General features: G+C 72.6%; 15 protein-coding genes. 10 read left to right on the top strand and 5 right to left on the bottom strand.

Features of this window, described 5'->3' with window-relative positions; translation table 11 throughout:
- Window positions 1–5: 5 nt before the first annotated feature.
- Entirely contained in the window at window positions 6–275 is a 270-nt protein-coding gene (locus ACSC1Q_RS32100; protein ID WP_436762514.1) for a hypothetical protein, read from the bottom strand.
- Here ACSC1Q_RS32100 and ACSC1Q_RS32095 point away from each other — a divergent pair.
- The 5 genes from ACSC1Q_RS32095 (at window position 171) to ACSC1Q_RS32075 (ending at window position 6105) form a co-directional block, all read left to right on the top strand.
- Complete coding sequence (locus ACSC1Q_RS32095; RefSeq protein WP_436762443.1) at window positions 171–545, top strand: GtrA family protein; 375 nt, start codon at window positions 171–173, stop codon at window positions 543–545. The genes ACSC1Q_RS32100 and ACSC1Q_RS32095 overlap by 105 nt on opposite strands.
- A gap of 120 nt (window positions 546–665) precedes the next feature.
- Window positions 666–1733 carry a glucose-1-phosphate thymidylyltransferase gene (locus tag ACSC1Q_RS32090; protein ID WP_436762442.1) on the top strand — a complete coding sequence of 356 codons (1068 nt, stop codon included), beginning with the start codon at window positions 666–668 and terminating at the stop codon, window positions 1731–1733.
- The gene (gene rfbB / locus ACSC1Q_RS32085; RefSeq protein ID WP_436762441.1) at window positions 1730–2707 is read left to right on the top strand and encodes a dTDP-glucose 4,6-dehydratase; all 978 of its coding nucleotides are present in this window, start codon (window positions 1730–1732) and stop codon (window positions 2705–2707) included. The genes ACSC1Q_RS32090 and rfbB overlap by 4 nt, the downstream gene beginning before the upstream one ends.
- Before the next feature lie 112 nt (window positions 2708–2819).
- Window positions 2820–3524 carry a class I SAM-dependent methyltransferase gene (locus ACSC1Q_RS32080; protein ID WP_436762440.1) on the top strand — a complete coding sequence of 235 codons (705 nt, stop codon included), beginning with the start codon at window positions 2820–2822 and terminating at the stop codon, window positions 3522–3524.
- 232 nt (window positions 3525–3756) lie between these two features.
- Window positions 3757–6105, top strand: coding sequence for a hypothetical protein (locus tag ACSC1Q_RS32075; RefSeq protein WP_436762439.1), 2349 nt, complete (start codon window positions 3757–3759; stop codon window positions 6103–6105).
- Between the two features lie 136 nt (window positions 6106–6241).
- Here ACSC1Q_RS32075 and ACSC1Q_RS32070 read toward each other — a convergent pair whose 3' ends face one another.
- Entirely contained in the window at window positions 6242–8707 is a 2466-nt protein-coding gene (locus ACSC1Q_RS32070; protein ID WP_436762438.1) for a hypothetical protein, read from the bottom strand.
- Window positions 8708–9017: 310 nt separating this feature from the next.
- Between ACSC1Q_RS32070 and ACSC1Q_RS32065 the strand changes: the two genes are divergently transcribed.
- Complete coding sequence (locus ACSC1Q_RS32065) at window positions 9018–9887, top strand: sulfotransferase family protein (RefSeq protein ID WP_436762437.1); 870 nt, start codon at window positions 9018–9020, stop codon at window positions 9885–9887.
- A 121-nt stretch (window positions 9888–10008) separates the two neighbouring features.
- On the opposite strand, the gene ACSC1Q_RS32060 is transcribed toward ACSC1Q_RS32065, so the two are convergent.
- The 3 genes from ACSC1Q_RS32060 to ACSC1Q_RS32050 all read right to left on the bottom strand — a co-directional run bounded on the left by ACSC1Q_RS32060 (window position 10009) and on the right by ACSC1Q_RS32050 (window position 13703).
- On the bottom strand, window positions 10009–11142 hold the full coding sequence (locus ACSC1Q_RS32060) for a glycosyltransferase (RefSeq protein WP_436762436.1): 1134 nt from the start codon (window positions 11140–11142) through the stop codon (window positions 10009–10011).
- 28 nt (window positions 11143–11170) lie between these two features.
- Entirely contained in the window at window positions 11171–12442 is a 1272-nt protein-coding gene (locus tag ACSC1Q_RS32055; protein WP_436762435.1) for a hypothetical protein, read from the bottom strand.
- Window positions 12443–12593: 151 nt separating this feature from the next.
- On the bottom strand, window positions 12594–13703 hold the full coding sequence (locus tag ACSC1Q_RS32050; protein ID WP_436762434.1) for a methyltransferase domain-containing protein: 1110 nt from the start codon (window positions 13701–13703) through the stop codon (window positions 12594–12596).
- Between the two features lie 390 nt (window positions 13704–14093).
- Between ACSC1Q_RS32050 and asnB the strand changes: the two genes are divergently transcribed.
- From asnB to ACSC1Q_RS32030, 4 genes are all read left to right on the top strand, one after another.
- Entirely contained in the window at window positions 14094–16040 is a 1947-nt protein-coding gene (gene asnB / locus ACSC1Q_RS32045) for an asparagine synthase (glutamine-hydrolyzing) (protein ID WP_436762433.1), read from the top strand.
- The gene (locus ACSC1Q_RS32040) at window positions 16025–17479 is read left to right on the top strand and encodes a lipopolysaccharide biosynthesis protein (RefSeq protein WP_436762432.1); all 1455 of its coding nucleotides are present in this window, start codon (window positions 16025–16027) and stop codon (window positions 17477–17479) included. Before asnB ends, ACSC1Q_RS32040 begins: the two co-directional genes overlap by 16 nt.
- Window positions 17480–17619: 140 nt before the next feature.
- The gene (locus tag ACSC1Q_RS32035; protein WP_436762431.1) at window positions 17620–18801 is read left to right on the top strand and encodes a glycosyltransferase; all 1182 of its coding nucleotides are present in this window, start codon (window positions 17620–17622) and stop codon (window positions 18799–18801) included.
- Complete coding sequence (locus ACSC1Q_RS32030) at window positions 18798–19763, top strand: NAD-dependent epimerase/dehydratase family protein (RefSeq protein ID WP_436762430.1); 966 nt, start codon at window positions 18798–18800, stop codon at window positions 19761–19763. The genes ACSC1Q_RS32035 and ACSC1Q_RS32030 overlap by 4 nt, the downstream gene beginning before the upstream one ends.
- Window position 19764 lies beyond the last annotated feature (1 nt).

Raw genomic sequence — 19764 nt, 5'->3', positions numbered from 1 at the left:
CCCGGTTATTTCTTACAGCAGGATAAAATCCATTTGATCGCTACTCGACACAATCTCAAAAAGGCCATGACATGGCGCAGGTAAAAAATCCGGCTAATCACGGAAAGCATGCACATGACCGGCGGCGAGGTTTTATCCCCGCTCTTGGGGGACAGCGCATCACATACCTGGTGGCGAGCGCCACGACGGCCCTGCTCCATTGCTCTCTCCTGGGCCTGGGATTGCTCGCCGCCGATGATGCGGTTCCGTATCTTGTCCTGGTCATGGCGGCTCATCTGACGACCGTGGTGATCGTCTATCCGTGGTACAGGCTGGTCGTCTTCCGGGCGCACGGGCGATCGTGGCTCACCGGCTACCTGCGCTTCTACGCGGTCGGACTCGGTTTTCTCGGAACCTCCCTCGCCGGGCTGCCGGTGCTGGTCGAGCTGTTCCACCTTCCCGTCATGGCGGCCCAGGCGCTGTTGCTGGCCGTCAGCCCGGCGGTCAGCTACGCGATACACCGGGCCTGGACGTTCCGGGAACACGCGAACGTCCGGCCCCGGTAACGTCTTTCGCAGTTCTCCGTAAAAACGATGGCGGCGAACGGCGACCGGCCGGATCTCCCCATAGCTTTCAACGGACGACCGGCCGCCGTGACCACGCGTTCCTCGTGGAGGGATAGAGCGATGAAGGCACTTGTTCTGGCGGGTGGTAAAGGGACGAGGCTGCGTCCGCTCACCCACACGTCCGCGAAACAGCTCGTCCCCGTCGCCAACAAACCGGTCCTCTATTACGGGCTGGAGGCGATCAGGGACGCGGGGATCACGAGTGTCGGCGTCATCGTCGGCGACACGGGCCCCGAGGTCCGGGCGGCCGTCGGCGACGGTTCGAGGTTCGGTCTCGACGTCACCTACATCCGGCAGGAGGCACCGCTCGGCCTGGCCCACTGCGTGCTGATCGCCCGCGAGTTCCTGGGCGACGAGCCGTTCGTGATGTATCTGGGCGACAACTTCCTGCTGGGCGGCATAGCCGACCTGGTGGACGCCTTCCGCGAGGCCGGCCATGACGCGCAGCTCCTGCTCACGAAGGTCGCCGAACCCCAGTTCTACGGGGTCGCCGAGCTGGGACCCGACGGGGAGATCGTCGGGCTTGAGGAGAAGCCCCGGCACCCGCGCAGCGACCTCGCGATCGTCGGCGTCTACACCTTCTCCCCCGTCGTCCACGAGGCGGTCCGGTCGATCATGCCCTCCGCCCGCGGCGAGCTGGAGATCACCGACGCGATCACCTGGCTCATCCGCAACGGCCACCGGGTGCACTCGCACCTCGTCACCGGCTACTGGCGGGACACCGGGCGGCTGCAGGACATGCTGGAGTGCAACCGCATGGTCCTGGAGGCGCTCGAACCGGACGTCAGGGGGACAGTGGACACGCACTCCGAGATCACCGGGCGCGTCGACATCGGGCCGGGCACGACCGTCGAGCGGTCGGTGATCCGGGGCCCGGCCGTCATCGGCGCCGGCACCAGGATCGACGGCTCGTACATCGGCCCCTACACCTCGATCGGCGAGGGGTGCGTGCTGGAGGAGGCCGGGGTGGAGTACAGCATCGTCCTCGGGGACTCCGTCATCAGGGGCGTCTCGGGGCTCACGTACTCTCTGATCGGCCGGAACGTGGAGGTGACGAGGGCCGTGGGACTACCCAACACCCACCAGCTCATGATCGGCGACCACAGCAGGGTCCAGGTGCGCGCATGAGGATTTTGGTCGCCGGCGGCGCCGGGTTCATCGGCTCCCACTACGTGCGGTCGCTGCTGTCCGGACTCCACCCCGGCTACGAGGACGCTCGCGTGACGGTGCTGGACAAGCTCACGTACGCGGGCAACCTCGCGAACCTCGGGCCGGTCGCCGACCATCCCCGGCACACCTTCGTCAGGGGCGACATCACCGACGCCCGGCTCCTCGCCGGCCTGATGCCCGGCCAGGACGTCGTGCTGAACTTCGCCGCCGAGACGCACGTCGACCGCTCGATCACCGGCCCGGGGGAATTCGTCCTCACCAACGTGCACGGCACGCAGTGCCTGCTCCAGGCGGCACTTGAGGCCGGGGTGCGCACGGTCGTGCAGGTGTCGACGGACGAGGTGTACGGGTCCATCGCGGCGGGCTCGTGGGACGAGTCGCGGCCGCTGCTGCCCAACTCGCCCTACTCGGCGGCCAAGGCCGGAGCCGACCTGCTGTGCCGGGCCTACCACCAGACCTACGGGCTCGACGTGCGGGTCACCCGCTGCGCCAACAACTACGGCCCGTACCAGCACCCCGAGAAGGTCATCCCGCTCTTCGTCACCAACCTGATCGACGGGCGCCGCGTCCCCCTGTACGGGGACGGCGAGCACGTCCGCGAGTGGCTGCACGTCGACGACCACTGCGAGGGCATCCGGCTCGTGCTGGACAAGGGCCGGCCCGGCGAGGTCTACAACATCGGCGGCGGGGCCGAGCTGACCAACCGGGAGCTCACCGAGCGGCTGCTGGCGGCCTGCGGCGCGGGCTGGGACATGGTGGAGACCGTGCCGGACAGGCCGGGGCACGACCGTCGCTACTCGGTGGACAGCGGCAAGATCCGGGCGATCGGGTACGAGCCCCGGGTGGGCTTCGACGACGGGCTGGAGCGCGTCGTGCGCTGGTACCGCGACCACGAGAGCTGGTGGCGCCCGGCCCGGCGGCCCGGCCGCTGACCACCGGAACGCACCGCCCGGCCGCGCGGCCCCGTGGGTGCCGGTCGGCGGGCGTCCCGGATCCCGCGGACGCGTACGGGCAGGACATCGAGACACACGTCTGGGAGGACACATGGAGGCCGCGGAAATTCTCCGTACCGTCGAGGTTGAGGACCGCCACTGGTGGTACCGCGAGCGGCGCGCCCTCCTCGCCCGCGAGCTCCGCGAGCTGCGCCGGCTCGGCCCGCCCGGCAGGGCGCTCGACATCGGGGCGGCCGGGGGCGGCAACACGCGCGTGCTCGTCGCGCACGGCTGGGACTCGTTGGTCGCGGACTCCTCGGAGACCGCGGTGGAGCTCGCCAGGGAGCGCGGCCTGCGGGCGATCCACGCCGACGCGCGGGAGCTGCCCCTGCCGGACGGGGAGTTCGACCTCGTCACGGCGTTCGACGTGCTGGAGCACATCGAGGAGGACGGCAGGGCCGCGGGCGAGCTGGTGCGTGTGCTCCGGCCGGGGGGAACGGCGCTGGTCACCGTTCCCTGCGACATGGCGCTGTGGTCGGCGCACGACGTGGCGTCCGGTCACGTCCGCCGCTACACGCGGCGGGAGCTGAACGCCCTGCTGACGGGCGCGGGCCTGGTCGTCGACCGCCTGTGGAGCTGGAACGTCCTGCTGCGGCCGGTCGTCGCCCTGCGCAGGAGGAACATCTCCGGCTCGGACCTCACGGAGACGCCGCGTCTGGTGAACACGGCCCTGACCGCCGTGATAGTGGCCGAGCGATACCTGCCCGTCCGCTCACTGCCCGGCGTCTCCCTCGTCGTCCGGGCGCATCGCCCCTGACCCCGTTCCGGCCGTCCGGGCACGCCCCGCCCGTGGCGGCGCCCGAGCCCGAGGGCCGGGAAGCCAGGGGCCGGGGAACCGGGGGCCGGGGAACCGGGGGCCGGGATCCAGGGCGCCGGGGCGGCGTCCCGCCCCGGCCGGTCGTGAAAACACGGGCAAGGACGGGAAAAGACATCGACGGGCGTGAGCGCCGGGTGCCGCCCGCGCCTTTCGTTTCACCAGGCTCGGGCGCATGACAGAAACCCCACCCCACCGGTCTCCCGCGCCGGGTCCGCTCATGACCGCCGGGGACGACGAGACGGGCGGGCTCCCGTCCGTACGAGGTCCCGCGGCCCCGCCCCGGGGGGCGGGGAGCCTCCGCGGCTGGGCGCCCGCCGCGACGATGACGGTCCTCACCGCGGCGGTGACGGCCCTGTACGGCGTCTCCGCCCCGGACCTGATCCTCTTCTGCCTCTACGTCGTGCTGGGTGTGGGACTTCCCGGCGTGCTGCTGCTCCGGCTCCTGTACAGGGGCAGGCGCACGCTCGCGGAGGAGCTGGCGCTCGGGCTGGCCCTCGGCCACGCCGTGGAGGTCTTCGCCTACATCGGCGCCCGCGCCCTCGGCGTACCGCTGCTCGTCCTGGCCTGGCCGATCGGCGCCTGCGCGCTCTTCCTCACCGTCCCCCGGCTGCGCCGGCACTGGACGGTCGCCCCGTCCCGCCGGGAGCGGGCACCCGCCTGGTGGTCCTGGTTCCTGGCACTGCTGACGGCCTACCTGCTCGCCTGGAGCGCCGTGTCGTTCTTCAGGCTCAACGCCCTGACCTGGCCTGCCCTCGGGTACTCCTTCCCCGACATGCCCTTCCACCTGGCCCTGGTCGGGGAGCTGAGGCACCACGTGCCGCCCACCGTGCCCATGGTCGCCGGCGAACCCCTCTCCTACCACTGGTTCGTCTACGCGCACCTGGCGGCGGCGAGCTGGGTGACCGGGGTGGAGCCGCTGGTGCTGCTGTTCCGGCTGGGCATGCTTCCCATGCTGGCCGCGTTCGTCGTCCTGGCCGGGATGACCGGGCGGCGGGTCACGGGCTCCTGGACGGGAGCGGCCCTGACCGCGGCCGGCACGGTGCTCGTGGCGACACCGAGTCTCTACCTCGGCAGCAACGGGGCCTTCACCTGGGGAGGGGTTCCCGACCTCGCGTGGGCGAGCCCCACCCAGACGTTCGGGGCCCTGCTGTTCGCCCCCGTCGTGCTGCTCCTCCTCGACCTCCTCGAACGGCAGCGGCGGAGAGCCGGGCACTGGCCGCTGCTGGGCGTCCTCCTCCTGGCGGTGGCGGGGGCCAAGGCCACGTACCTCCCGCTGCTGGGCGCGGGACTGCTGGCCGTGACCGCGGCCGGGGCGGCCAGGCGGCGCGGGCCGTCCGGGCCCCTGCTCGCCGCGTTCGGGATGACGGCGGCGTGCTTCCTCCTCGCGCGGTCCGTGCTGTTCGACGGCGCGAGGCAGGCGCTCGTCTTCGACCCCTTCTCCCTGGTGCGGACGGTCTGGCGGGAGATGACCGGCGCGGCGGACGGGATCGATCCCCCATTCCTGTCGACCCTGGGGATGGCGGCGGTGTTCCTGCTGTGCTGGGCCGTCACGTGGTGCGGGATCTCCGGCCTGCTGAGCCGGCCGCGGCTGCTCGTGCGCCCCGGCGTTGCCCTCATGCTCGGCATCGGCGCGGCGGGGGCCGGCGCGGCCCTGCTGCTCGGGCATCCCGGCCGCAGCCAGCTCTTCTTCCTGACCGGCGCCTACCCCTGCCTGGCGGCCGTCACGGCCCTGGGGATCGTCACCCTGGCGCGGCGGGCCCGGCAGTCGCGCCGGGCGACGCTGTGCGCGGCCGGGGCCGGGCTGGCGGCGGCCTACCTGATCCCCCTGCTGTGCGACGTCCGGATCCCCCTGGAGCCGGGGACGAGCGACACCGTCCTCTACCTGCCGTACGTCGTGCTGCTGGCCGCGATCCTGTCGGCGGCGGCCGTCCTGACCTTCACGAGCGGGCGCCTGCGCGCCTGGTCCCTCGTCGTCACCGCGCTCGCGGTCGTCGGCCTGCCCGCCGTCGTGCACGCGCGCGTCCTGTGGGTCGTGCGCGGCGGTGAGGGGCGGGTCCCGTCGCCGGCGGCCGTGGCGGCGCCACCCGCGGGCGCCCTCGCCGCGGGGCGCTGGCTGCGCGACCACTCGGACCCCGGCGACCTGGTCGCCACGAACGCGCACTGCCGCTGGGGAATGGAGGATCCGTGCGACGGCAGGCACTTCTGGGTGGCCGCGCTGTCGGAGCGGCGCGTGCTCGTCGAGGGATGGACCTACACCTCAAGGAACACGGCCCGGTGGCGTCCGGAGCTGCCCACGCTGGAGCTCCCGTTCTGGGACGAACGGCTCATCGCGCTGAACGACGCCGTCTTCGCGACGCCCACCGGCGAGGCCGTGCGGGATCTGCGCGAGCGGTACGGCGTGAGGTGGCTCCTCGCCGACGAGCACCGCGGGGGCCCGGTTCCCGGGCTCGCGGCCTTCGCGACGCCGCGCTTCCGTTCCGGGGCCTACGCCGTCTACCGCCTGCCGGACGGCCCGGCGTGAGGGTGCCGGGGGTGTCCTCCGGTCATCCGGGTGGTCGCGGCGGTGACCGGGACCGCGCCCGCACGGGCGAGGTGTCCCCCGAGGTTCCTTCCTGGAGGGCCGCCGCCCACGCGCCGCACGCGCGGGCGGCAAGGTGTCAGGGTGCCCGCGAGGCGTCCGGCACCCGGTAGACGGCGTAGGCCCCGGAACGGAACCGGAGATCGGCGAAGTCCCCGATAGCCCCGATGTCTCCGGCGAATCCGCTGTTCCCGGCGCCTCCGGCGCCTCCGGTGTCTTCGGTCTCTTCGGTGTCTTCGGTCTCTTCGGTGTCTTCGGGGCGCCCGGTGTCACCGGGCCCCGGCTCCGGGTACGGCCCGGCCTCCTCGGCGATGAGCCAGCGCACCCCGTACCGTTCCCGGAGAAGTCGTACCGAGGCCGCCGAGGGGTCCCGGAAGACCGTGTCGTTCAGCCGGATCCGCTCCCCGTCCCAGAAGGGAAGCCCCGTCATCGGCTCTCCCGGGCTCCAGCGGTCCAGGTTCGCCGCGGTGTACGCCCATCCCTCGACGAGTACGCGCCGCTCCGACAGTGCCGACAGCCAGAAGTGACGGCTGTCGCACGGCTCCCGGCGCCCCCAGGCGCAGTGCGCGTTCGTGGCGACCAGGTCGCCGGGGTCCGAGTGGTCGCGCAGCCACCGCCCCGCGTCGAGCGCGCCGGGCGGGACCTCCCGCGCCGCCGGGCGGCTCACCTGGTAGACGCCGCCCTCGCCGCCGCCGCGTACGATCAGCAGGGCGCGGGCGTGCCAGGCGGAGAGGGGGCCGACGCCCGCGACCAGGGCGATGACGAGGGCCCAGTGGCGAAAGCGGCGCCTCGCCGCGACCAGCACGACGGTCACCGCCGCGGCGAGGACCAGCAGGACGAGGTACGGACGGTACAGGGCGCTCTCCGGCTCCCCCGGGAGCAGCGGGACCTCGACACCGGACAGCGTGCGGACCAGGTGGGCGACGGCCACCCCCGCACCCGCCGCGCACGCCGCCGCCAGGACCGACGCCCGTTCCCCGCGCGCGACGACGAGGAAGCCGTAGGCCGCGGCGACCGCCAGGTAGGGGTAGGCCCCCTGCAGGAAGTAGCCCTGGTTCATCGCGGGACCCCCGAGCAGGACCACCGCGCCGACGCCCGCCGCGCCGATCCCCAGGAGGAGGACCACCCCCGGCCGCAGGAGCAGCCGCCGTCGGCGGAGCAGGCCGGCGATCCCGCACCACGTGACGGCCCAGCACAGCGCGTACAGCAGCGTGATCCCCACCAGCGAGGCGGGAGGCGGCACGGCGTTCTCCCCCAGGCCGGTCAGCTCCCCCCAGGTTCTGCGCATGAGCGACAGAGGATCGAGGATCGTCGCCTGCCTCGCGCCGCCGAACAGCACGAACTGCGCGTAGACCAGGCACCCGGCCGCCATCGCGAGCGCGGCGAGCGCGGGCCGGGGCGACCGGCGTCGTACCCCCGCCTCGACCACGGCCACCGCGACCAGCCCGGCGACGAGCATGGGCAGGTACGTGGCCTTGGCCCCCGCCACCGCCACGAGGAGGACGCCCAGCAGCGGCCAGTGCCCGGCTCTCCGCCGCCGCCGTTCGAGGAGGTCGAGGAGGAGCAGCACGACGGGGGCGAACAGCAGGGCCCCGAACGTCTGGGTGGGGCTCTCCCACGCGGAGTGCTGGACGCCCGTCCAGGTGAACAGCCCGTTCGCGTTCGCGTAGAGACTCGGGACCGCCACGAGGACCGCGCCGCCGACGGCCAGCAGCGCGCCCGCCCGGGAACCGGTGACGCGATGCCCGATCGCCCCCACCAGGACGACGAACGCCACCAGCACGGGCGTCATCCCCAGCCGGAACAGCAGGACCAGCGGCTCCACCCCGGTGATCCAGCTCGCCGCCGCGAGGTGCGCGTAGACGAACCAGTGGTACAGGAGGGGCTCGCCGGCGACCACGGGCACGGTGGGCGGCACGTGGTGCCTCAGCTCCCCGACCAGGGCCAGGTGGTACGGCATGTCGAACAGGGACGCCCCGGCTCCCGGCCAGGTGAGGGGGGTCGTCCTGAAGAAGGTGAAGGAGCTCCAGGCGGCCACGTACGCGACGAGCAGGGCGAGGGACCACGAGTACCAGGCGGGCGCCGGGCGGGGGACGCCCCTCCAGTGCCGGCGCAGCCGGGGAACGGCGGCGAAGACCAGACAGGTGGCGACCGGCCACGCCACGACGAGCGACGGCCACCCGGCCGCGCGGGCGGCGACGTAGACGAGCACCTCCACGGCGTAGCCGAGCGCCAGACCCAGCGCGATCTCCTCCGCGAGCGCGAGCCCGCGCGTTCCGCGGTGGAGGGCCCTGACCAGCAACAGGCCGGGAAGCGCCAGACCCAGCGCGACGTAGAGGCCGAAGAACGCCGTGTCCACGACCGGCACCCCGTAGTAGGTGGTCACGGCCACGACGACGGCGATCGCGGACACCGCCGGTGACCATCTCCGGGCGAGGGCGGGCGGCGTCCTCCACGTTCGCGTGGACCGCCGGGTCTCCGGCGGCTCCCCGTCCGCCTCGACCGGGCTCAGGAGGGAACCGCCGCCGGACACCGTTCTGGCCATGCGCGCAAGTCTGGCAACGCGAGCACCGCCGCCGGCCCCGGACGTCCACATTCCACGATGTTTTGCCGACGTTTTGTGTTGGGTGGATTCGGCAGGTCGGCGCGAAGGAGTTCTCAGCCATTACCGATAATCGGTCAAACCTGAACCACGAGCGTTTTCGACATTTGTTTCGACGGTCGCGTCACACGTCACCGACGTGCGAAGACGACATCAACCGACAACTCCGGCGGGCATGTTGACATCGAAGACTCCACCCCGTTCCAATGGACTGAGTCGCTGTTTCCGGCACCACTCTGGACAGGGAATTAATATGCTCGACTTTCTCGTCGGCAGCGGTCGTTGTGGCTCCACACTCCTTCACGAGGTGCTCACCGGCCATCCCGACGTGGGGTTCGTGACCAACCTGGACGATCGGTTCTCCAGGGTCCCGGATTCGGCGAGGCGGATCAGCGGGAGGATCTACCGATGGGCGCCGGCGCGTTTCCCGGAGAAACGGCTGCGCCCCTGCGAGGCCCACCGCGCGCTGAGGCGCGAGGTCTCGCCACTGATCGTCGACTCCTTCCGGGACCTCTCGGCCACCGACGTCACCCCCTGGCTGGAACGACGGCTGAGGGCCTTCTTCGGGAGCCGGGCGGCCGCGCAACGGGTCGGGCACTACGTCCACAAGTTCACGGGGTGGCCCCGCGCGGCGTTCCTGCACGAGGTGTTCCCCGAGGCGCGCTTCGTGCACATCGTGCGCGACGGGCGCGCCGTGGCCAGCTCGTGGCTGCAGACGCCGTGGTGGCGCGGGCACCTCGGCGCGCCGGGATGGCACTTCGGCCCCCTGCCCGAGGCCTACTCCGGGGAGTGGGACGAGGCGGGACGCTCACAGGTCCATCTCGCGGGAATAGGCTGGAAGCTGCTGATGGACGCCACGGAGCTGGCGCGCGCCGCCGTTCCGCCGGACCAGTGGCTGCAGGTGCGCTACGAGGACCTGCTCGCCGACCCGCGCAAGCAGACAGACGTGATCCTCGGCTTCCTCGGGCTCGCCTGGACACCCGGATTCGAGCGGAGCTTCGCGCGTCACGCCTTCTCCTCCGCCCGGCGCGAGGCCTTCCGGCACGACCTCACCACGCCGCAGCTCGCGCTGCTCGACCGTTCCCTCGGCGGGCACCTGCGCGGCTTCGGGTACCGCGTCTGACCTCGCGGCCGGGCGTCCGGGGAGCGCGTCCCCCGACGCCCGCGGGACGGGTGCCGTGAACCTCGGGCGTGCGCCTCGGGCACGGGACGCGGACACCGGGCACGGACACCGGACGCGGACCTCAGGCGCGGCGCGACCCCGCCAGTTCCTCGTAGAGGTGCTCGAACCATTCGGCCGTCCCCGCCATCTCGACGGCCTCGGAGCCGGCGGCGGCCCCGGACCGCAGCCGGCGATGCGTGGCCGGCTCCATCGCCTTGAGGATCCCCGAGGCCAGGGCCTCCGGTGACCCCGGCTCGGTCAGGATCCCGTTCCAGCCCGGGGAGACCAGCTCCGGTATCCCCCCGACCTCGGTGGAGACCACCGGCACCCCGGCCGCGAGCGCCTCCATGACGACCACGGGAAGCCCCTCGTAGTGCGAGCTCAGCACCAGCAGGTCGGCCGCCGCCGCCAGTCTCCTCGCCTGCCTCACCGGCCCCAGGACGCGTATCCGGTCCCGCAGCCCGAGCCGTTCCGTCTCCCGGGCGGTCTCTTCCCTCAGCGGTCCGTCCCCGGCCAGGAGGAAGAGCGCGTCCGGTCGTGCGCGGAGGACCTCGGCGGCGGCCCTGACCAGCAGCGCGTGGTTCTTCTCCGGCCGGAAGTTGGCGACGCAGGCCAGCAGGAACGCCCCTTCCGGCACGTCGAACTGGCGTCTGACGGTACTCGCGCGCATCGCCCAGGAGCGCTGCTCGACGACGTCCACGCCGTGCACCCGGGTCAGCAGGTGGCGTGCTCCCCGGACGGAGGGGGAGCACGCCACCTGCGACGAGACCGCGACCGTCCGGTCGTCGAGCCTCCGGACGAGCCGGTCGAGGAGCAGGCTGGCCGCCGCCGTCAGGCGGCCGAACCGGACGGTGGCCGGCCGGCGGCAGTAGTGGACCGTCGACACCAGGGCCGGTCGCCGCCGGGTGATCCGGGCGAACGGCCAGAGCACCGCGGCGGGGGTCGGCGAGTGCGCGTTGAGCACGTCGGGAGCGAGCCGGTGAACCGTTACGACGAGGCGGGCGTAGGCCAGCGGGAGCGCGTTCCGGCTGAGGTCGACGACCGTGATCCCCGAGGCCCGCAGCCGCTCCACGAGCTCGCCGGTCGACGCGCGGAGGCACACGACCGTGTACTCCTTGTTCAGCCTGGGAGCACGCCGCAGCCGCTCGACGAGGAGCACCTCGACGCCCCCCGCGTCGAGGGTCTTGACGACCTCGCACACGCGGAGATCCCTCATCGCGTCCCCTCCGTCCGGGGCGGCGGGGTCACCGCGTCACCCGGGAGTCCGCGGTGTGTCGTGGCGGGATCGCGGGACGTGGCGCGCCCGGCGGTCGCGTGGACCGGGACCTCACGTGCCCGGTCCCGGTCCACGCGACCGCGGCCAGCACGCTGACGACCAACATGATCGGCATCCGCTGGCGGAAGATCAGGCCGATGTTCGACATGGTCGTCGCGTAGGCGATCGTGCCCGGGACGACGAACAGCACGAGGACGAACAGCAGCGCCCGGTTGCGCGTCCACAACAGGCGGCCCCCACGCAGCGCGCTGTAGAGAAGGTAGTACCACAGGAGCGTGTCCACCTTTCCGAGCTGCAGCGCCATGCTGCCCTCCGTCCACGGGAACGGGGCCAGGAGCGTGTAGAGCAGCTTCGGTACGAGCGCGCCCCACGCGTCGCCGCCGTCCTCGAACAGCACCCCGGAGCCGCCCTCCGCGCCGGACAGGCGGACCAGCTCCGACTGGCCCTGGTCCAGCTGTTCCTGCAGCGCCGAGAAGGACGCCCCGCCGTCCGCCTGCGCGATGAGCACCAGGATGGGGATCAGTACCAGTGTCGACGCGACCAGGGAGCCGACGGACAGCTTCCGCCTCACCGGGGAGAGCCCGAACACCAGGGGCAGCGCGCACATGAGCACCATGTACGGCCGCACGTGCCAGAGCGCCCACAGCAGCGGGACCACCGCGACCAGCTTCCGCACGTCGAAGCGCCGCACGTTGGAGACCACGAGCCACAGGCAGACGACGACGAGGAACGCGTTGATGCCGTCCTTGAACGTGTCGGACGTGTGGAGCAGGAGGGCGGGGAGGAAGGCGACCACGACCAGCAGCCGGAACGCCGCCCGCTCGTCGGCCCCGAGAATCCGCGCGAACCTGTACATGACGATGCACAGCACGCCGGACAGGGTGGCCAGGACCGCCGTACAGGCCAGCGTGGCCGGCCCGTCACACAGATAGACGACGATCCCGAAGAGGTTGCACGGAACCTCCATGAAGTAGAGGGAGGGGATCTGGTCGGAGGTGACGAACCCGGAACCCCCGTACCTCCAGTACGCGGCGACCTCCATGGCCCTGGCCAGATAGACGCGGTTGTCGCCGCCGTACTCGATGAGACCGGGCCGCATCACCAGGACGTGCACGACCAGGCGGACGGCGAAGGCGAGAAGCAGCACCGGGACCGCCCGGTTCGCCTGCTCCATCCCCAGGCCGGCGTAGGCGAGGAAGACCAGGAACGTCGCCATGAAGACGACGAGGAAGAACTCCATGAACGAGATCACCTCAGAGACGCGTCGAGGTCGTGCGCCGTGGGCCCGCCACGCGGTCGGCGTGCCGGCGGGGCCCCGCGGGAGCCCCCCGGACACGGGTGGGAGGACGCTCCGGGCGGTCCCGGGAGACCGCCGCCTCCCGGCCGGTCGATCATTTGACGCCGCGGATCACGTACATCCCGCGCCGTCTCCCGATCGAGACGTCGCGCAGGGCCAGATCCTCGGTCCAGCCCCTGATCCGCCGCCGGGTCTGGGGTTTCTCGTACCGCGCGGCCAGCCAGTCGAACGTGTCCAGCACCGACCAGCTCCGTCTCGTCTCCTCGTCCCCCAGCCCCAGGTGCCTGTGGTTGGCCACCGGCACCAGCCGCGCGAGCCCCTGTCCCACGCCCGGGACGGCGCTGAGCGCCATGGACAGCGGCAGCAGGCGCGGCACCGCCCTCTCGACCAGGGTGTAGAGCCTCGCGGGAGGCATCCGCCGGGTGAAGGGGCGGAGCAGCTGCCGCAGGTGGGGGTAGGCGATCACCGCCGCGTAGACGTCGACGCAGAAACGGCCGCCGGGTCTCAGGTAGCGGAGCAGTGTCTTGAACGTCCGTTCCGGGTCCGGGGTGTGCTGGACGACCCCGAGGCAGAGCAGGAAGTCGAAGGACTCCTCGGGGAACGGCGGATCGTAGACGCTCGCCTGGACGAGTCTCAGGCCGGGGAAGCGGCCGTTGGAGGCGGCGTTGGCGTGGACCGCGCTGGAGATGTCGAAGGACGTCACGAGGGCACCGGTCTCGCACAGCACCTCGGTGAAGCGTCCCGCCCCGCTGCCGCATTCGAGCACGCTCCGGCCCCGCAGTTCGCCGGCGGACCAGCCGCTCCCCGCCATCAGCCGGTCACGGGAGATCGGCATGCCGACGTACGAGTCGAGCTGCGTCAGCCGATGCCGGTTCCACTGGAACCCGAACCCCTCCGCGTAGTTGTCCCGGGGAACGAACCGGGGAATGCCGTCGTCGACCGGATAGCCCGTCCCGCACCCGGCGCAGCGCAGCTCGGCCCCGTCAGGGAGGAGACCGGGGCGACGCGGCCCGGCACCGCCGGGAGGGGTGCCACCGCGACGCGGTCCGGCCCCGCCGGGAGGCGGGCCGTCACGGCGCGGCCCGGCACCGGCACCGTCGCCGTCGCCGTCACGGAGCGAACCACCGCACCGGGGACAGCGCAACGCGGGATGCCGGAGGTCACCGGTACCCGTGTCGGCCGTCACGTCTTCCGCAAAGGTCATCCGACCACCCGTTCAGCGAGAGAAAGTGCGGGGTCGTGACGTCGCGGCCGGTTTCCCGGCGTCCCGTCACGGGCGTCCGCCGGGTGGACGAGCACGCGCGCCGGTCGCCTGCGGCGAGCACGGGGTCGTGCCGTTCACCACGTTCGTTCACAAGCTCGCACGTCGTGGCCGCCGGGAGGCGTCCGGCGCTCCCCCGCGAGCAACGATCTTCGTGATCCTTGCCCAAGATTGGAGTTCGCCGCGACACGCCCCCCGGCGCGAACCGTCCGTGAGCGGCCGGGGTCGGTTACTCTCGGCGAGATCGCGGTAACGACCGGGAGCCGGACGCGCGGGCTCGCACGAGGACACGAGGCGTGGGGCGGTGATGACCGCCGGTGCCGCCGGTGCGCCATGAGCCGCCGGTGTCAGCGAGCAATGGAGGGCCCGATGTGCGGGATAGCCGGGATGGCGTCGATGTCGCACCCCGACCCAGGACTCGTCCGCGACATGTGCGAGGTGATCGCGCACCGGGGCCCCGACGGCTCAGGCTTCCACGAGGACGAGTACGCGGCGCTCGGCATGCGCAGGCTGGCGATCATCGACGTGGCGACGGGCGACCAGCCCGTCCACGGCGAGGGCGGCCGGGTCGTGTCGGTCTTCAACGGCGAGATCTACAACTTCGCCGAACTGCGGCGGGACCTGGCGGGCCGGGGCCACCGGCTGCGCTCGGCGGGCGACTCGGAGTGCCTCGTCCACCTCTACGAGGAGTACGGCGTCGACATGGTCCACCACCTGCGCGGCATGTTCGCCTTCGCCGTCTGGGACCGCGACCGGCGGCGGCTGGTCCTGGCCCGCGACCGGGTCGGGAAGAAGCCGCTGTACTGGAGGTCCGACCACGCCTCGATCTGGTTCGGCTCGGAGCTGAAGTCGCTGGCCCGGGATCCCGGCATGCGCCGCGAGATCGACCCCGTGGCGCTGCACCACTACCTGACCTACCGCTACGTCCCCGCGCCATGGTCGATCTACCAGGGCGTGCACAAGCTTCCCCCGGGCCACGTGCTGGTCTGGGAACGGGGGCGGGTCACCACGCACCGCTACTGGGAGCTGGACCGCACCCCGCGAGCGGTGACGGACGAGCGCGAGGAGGAGGAGCGCCTGCGCGAGCTGATCCTGGAGGCGACCCGGATCCGCATGGTGAGCGAGCGCCCCATCGGGGCGTTCCTCTCGGGGGGCGTCGACTCGTCCGCCGTGGTGGCGGCCATGGCCATGCAGAGCCGCGAGCGGGTCAAGACGTTCTGCGTCGGCTTCGAGGACAGCCGCTACGACGAGCGTTCCGAGGCCCGGCTGGTCGCCGAGCGCTACTCCACCGACCACCACGAACTCGTCGTGACGTCCGACGTCCTCGGCGTCCTGCCCCTGCTCGCCTGGCACTTCGACGAGCCGTTCGCCGACTCCTCGGCCGTCCCCGGCTTCTACGTGGCGCGGCTGAGCCGGTCGCACGTCACCGTCGTGCTCAACGGCGACGGCGGCGACGAGTGTTTCGGCGGCTACCGGCGCTACGCCCTGATGAACCAGGCGGCCAGGATCCCGGTCATGCCCCGTGCCCTGGCGGCGCTGTCCGCCCGCGCCGGCACGCTCATCACCGAGCGGAGCGGGTACGGATCGCGGGGCAGGCACCTCGGCCGCGTCATGCGGTTCGCCGCCGAGCCCCCGTCGCGGCGCTACGCCGGCCTGATGTCCTGCTTCACTGCCGGTCAGAAGGCCGAGCTCTACGGTCCCGCGCTCCGCGAGCGGCTGGCGGGGGTGGACAGCCACGGGCTGCTGGAGGGAGCCTTCAGGAACTCGTCCGCGGCGACCGCCCTCGGCCGTGTCCTGGACGTCGACACGACCACCTACCTCCCGTACGACCTGCTGGTCAAGGTGGACGTCACCACGATGGCCAACTCGATGGAGGCCCGTTCACCGTTCCTGGACCATCGCCTGATGGAGTGGGCGGCGGGGCTCCCGGACTCGCTGAAGGTCCGCGACCGGCGGACCAAGCTGCTGCTCAGGCGGGCGGTCGCCCCCTGGCTGCCCGGCCGGCTCACGCACCGCCCCAAGCAGGGGTTCGGCGTGCCGCTCGCCACCTGGCTCCGGGGCGAGCTGCGGGAGCTCTCCCACGACGTGCTCACCGACGGCGCCGCCCGCGGCAGGGGGCTGTTCCGGCAGGAGGTGGTCCGGGACCTGCTCCGGCGGCACGCCGAGGGAGCCGACCACGGCGACCGGTTGTGGGCGCTGCTGCAGTTCGAGCTCTGGCACCGGGCGCACGCCGTCCCGGACGGCCCCGTCATGGCGGGGGCCGGATGCCCGGGGCCCTGAGGATGCCCAGGCCCCCGAAGACGGCCAGGACCCCGAAGACGCTCAAGACCCTGAGGACGTCCACGGTCCAGGAGACGGCCGGGGCCCCGGACAGGAGCGCGGCCCTCACCCAGACCGTCCAGACGATGGCCAGCCACGTCCTGCGGCTGACCCTGGCGGCGCTGACGGGCGTCCTGATGGCACGCACCCTCCAGCCCGAGGGCCGGGGCGTCTACGCGATGCTCGCGACCACCGGCGGGATCGCGGTCGTCCTGGGCAACCTGTCGATCGGCAGGTCACAGATCGCGCTGTGGCGGGACCCCTCCCGGCACCGCGCCCTGGCGGGCAACGGCCTGCTCCTCGGCCTGCTCCTCGGGCTCGCCTCCGCCGCGGTCACCCTGGCGGTCGTGCCCGCGTTCGTCCCCCTTCCCTCGCCCCATCTGCTCGTCGTCGCCCTGCTCGCGGTGCCGTTCGGCGTCGCGGCGGTCAACCTCAACGGGATCGCGCAGCTGCGGTCCCGCAACGACCTGGTCAACCGGGGGGTCGTCGCGTCCGCGCTCGTCCTGAACCTGCCGATCCTGGCGCTCGCGGCGACGGGGAACCTCACCGTCACGGCGGTGGTCGTCTGCTGGACGGCCGCCGTGAGCGCGCCCTTCTGGCTGCTCCTGCGGCCGCTCGGCCTCCGCTCCATGCGCGTGGAACCGGCACTCGCCCGCCGCCAGCTCGCCCTGTCGTCGCGATACCACATCGGGCTGGCGGCGTTCCACCTCCTGCTGACGGCCGACGTCTTCCTGCTGGGCGCCCTCGTCTCGCCCGCCGAGGTGGGCCTGTACACCGTCGGAGGAGCGTTCCTGACCTTCTCGCGGGTGCCCGCCGACGCTGTGGCCCAGGTCGCGCTCCCCCGCCAGGCGGTCGAGGACGAGCGCGACGCGAGGGACGTCAGCGTCCGCGTCCTGCGGCTCAGCCTGCTGCTGTCGGCCGTCTCCGCCTGCGCGCTGGCGGCCGCCTCGCCCGTGCTCGTCCCCCTGCTCTACGGCACCGCGTTCGCCGGCAGCGTGACGCCGATACTCCTGCTGGCCCCCGGCGTGGTCGCCCTGTCGCTGCTCCGGCCGGTCGAGCAGTATCTGGTGCGGCTGGGCCGCCCGATGACCATGACCGCCGTCGCCGTCGCCGCCCTCCTGGCGAACCTGGCGCTGAACGCCCTCCTCATCCCACGCTGGGGGGCCGCGGGCGCCGCCCTGGCCGCGAGCGCCTCCTGCGCCGCGATGGCGGCGGCCGAGATCACCTGGTTCGCCAGGAGGACCGCGACGGGGGTGCCGGAGCTGCTGCCGCGGCTCTCCGACCTGCGTTCGGTGATCTCGGCGTTCTCCCGCGCGGGCCACCCCGCGCGGGCCGTGCCCCGCACCGGGCCGTCCGGGGAATTTCGAGGTATCCGCGGGCAAAGGAGAAAGAGCTGGTAAGACCCAGGTGTCCCGGCTGGATCACGTTTAGGTAGGGAGTAGGGAAAACATCGCGCCATCCTCGTGATGGTGTCGGCGGACGGATCTGGCGGAGAACTAGTTTCTCCGACGTGAGCCAGGCCTGTCCCCAAGGAGCCTCTATGAAGCCAGACGGCCGGATTCGTGTCATGGAGATCATCGCGCGGATGAACGTCGGCGGGCCCGCGACCCAGGTCTCGGGACTCCACGAGCGGCTGAACCGCGAGGAGTTCGACCACCGCCTCTACACCGGCCACGTCGACGGCCACGAGGGCGACCACCTGCTGCTGCACGACGTGCGGGAACCGGTGCACCGGGTCCCCGGTCTCGGCCGCCCCGTCAACCCCGGCGACGACTACCGCGCCCTGCTCTGGCTGGTCGGCGCGATGCGGGAGTTCCGCCCCGACATCGTCCACACCCGCACGGCCAAGGCCGGCGCGCTGGGGCGGATCGCCGCCCGGCTGTCCCGCGTCGGCTCGGCCCGGGTGCACGTCTTCCACGGTCACCTCCTGCGCGGTTACTTCTCCCCGGTCAGACGCGGCCTGTACGTGGGCTCGGAACGGGTCCTGGCCTCCATGTCGGACCGGCTGGTGACGGTGGGTGCCCAGGTCAGGGACGAGTTGCTCCAGGCGGGGATCGGCCGTCCCGGGCAGTACGTCGTCATCCCGCCCGGCGTGCGGCAGAGACGGGTCCCCGAGCGCGGCGCGGCCCGCGCGGCGCTGGGAATCCCGCAGGACGCGCCCGTGGTGGCGTACGTGGGCCGTCTCACCCAGGTGAAGCGGCCGGACCGGTTCGTCGCCGTGGCGCACGCCGTGCTCGGCCGCATCCCGGGCTGCCACTTCGTCGTGTGCGGCGGCGGCGAGCTCGGGCGGCAGGTCGAGCGGGACGCCGAGACCATCCGCGACTCCTTCCACCTGCTCGGCTGGCGCGGGGACGTGGAGACGGTCTACGCCGCCGCCGACGTGGTCCTGCTGACCTCGGACAACGAGGGCACCCCGGTCACGCTCGTCGAGGCGGGAATGGCGGGCACCCCCGTGGTCTCCACCCGGGTGGGAAGCGTCGCCGAGGTGGTCAGGGACGGGCACACCGGCCTGCTGTCGGGCCTCGACCCGGAGGAACTGGCGGCGCACACCGTCCGCCTGCTGTCCGATCCCGGCCTCGCCCGCCGGATGGGCGGCGCGGGCCGCGACTGGACGGCGTACGCGTTCTCCCTCGACCGCCTCGTCGCCGACACCGAGAACCTCTACCGGGCGCTGTGCGAGACGCGCGGCCGTCACCTGCTCACCCAGGGGAACGGCCGATGAGAGTGCTGGTGACGGGCGGCGCCGGGTTCATCGGCGCGCACACCTGCCGGGCGCTGGCGGCCAGGCCCGACGTCGGGAACATCACGGTGCTGGACGACCTGAGCAGCGGGGACCTCGCCAACCTCGACGGCGTCGAGGCCGACGTCGTGGTCGGCAGCGTCCTGGACCGGGACCTGCTGACGGACCTGGTGGCCGGTGTCACGCACGTGATCCACCTCGCCGCCCGGCCGTCGGTGCCCCGGTCGCTGGCCGACCCGCTGACCTCGCACGCCGTCAACGCGACCGGCACCCTGTACGTGCTGGAGGCCTGCCGCGCCGGCAGGCCGCACCTGATCCTCGCCTCGTCCTCCTCGGTGTACGGCGACCATCGCGAACCCCGCAAGCACGAGGACCTGCCCACCAGGCCGCTCAGCCCGTACGGGGCCGGCAAGCTCGCCGCGGAGGCGTACGCCCTCGCCTACGCGCACAGCTACGACCTGCCGGTGCTGCCGTTCCGCTTCTTCAACGTCTACGGCCCGCTGCAGAGCGCCGGGCACGCGTACGCGGCCGTGATCCCGGTGTTCGTCTCCGCCGTGCTGCGGGGCGAGCCGGTCCCGCTGCACGGCGACGGCGGCCAGGCGCGGGACTTCACCTACGTGGGGTCGGTGACCGAGGTCCTCGCCGACGCGGCGGCGCGGCGGGTGACGAGCACCAGGCCGGTGAACCTGGCCTTCGGGACCCGCGTCTCCCTGCGGCACCTGATGGACCTCCTCTCCGAGATCCTCGGCCGGGTGGTGGAGCCGGTCTCCCTGCCGCCGCGCAGGGGCGACGTCCGGGAGTCCCGGGCCTCCACCCGCCTGCTGCGCGAGCTGTTCCCCGGGGCGCGCCCCGTCTCCCTGGAGGACGGGCTCCGCACGACGGTGGCCTGGTTCGAGGAGGCGCGGGCCGCGAGCGTCGAGGTGGGGGCCGGCGTACAGGCGTGAA

It is taken from the genome of Streptosporangium heterodermiicola (assembly GCF_051390675.1).
GTDB lineage: Bacteria > Actinomycetota > Actinomycetes > Streptosporangiales > Streptosporangiaceae > Streptosporangium.
The sequence above is the reverse complement of the archived record's forward strand: the minus strand, read 5'-3'. Positions and strand labels throughout refer to the sequence as shown.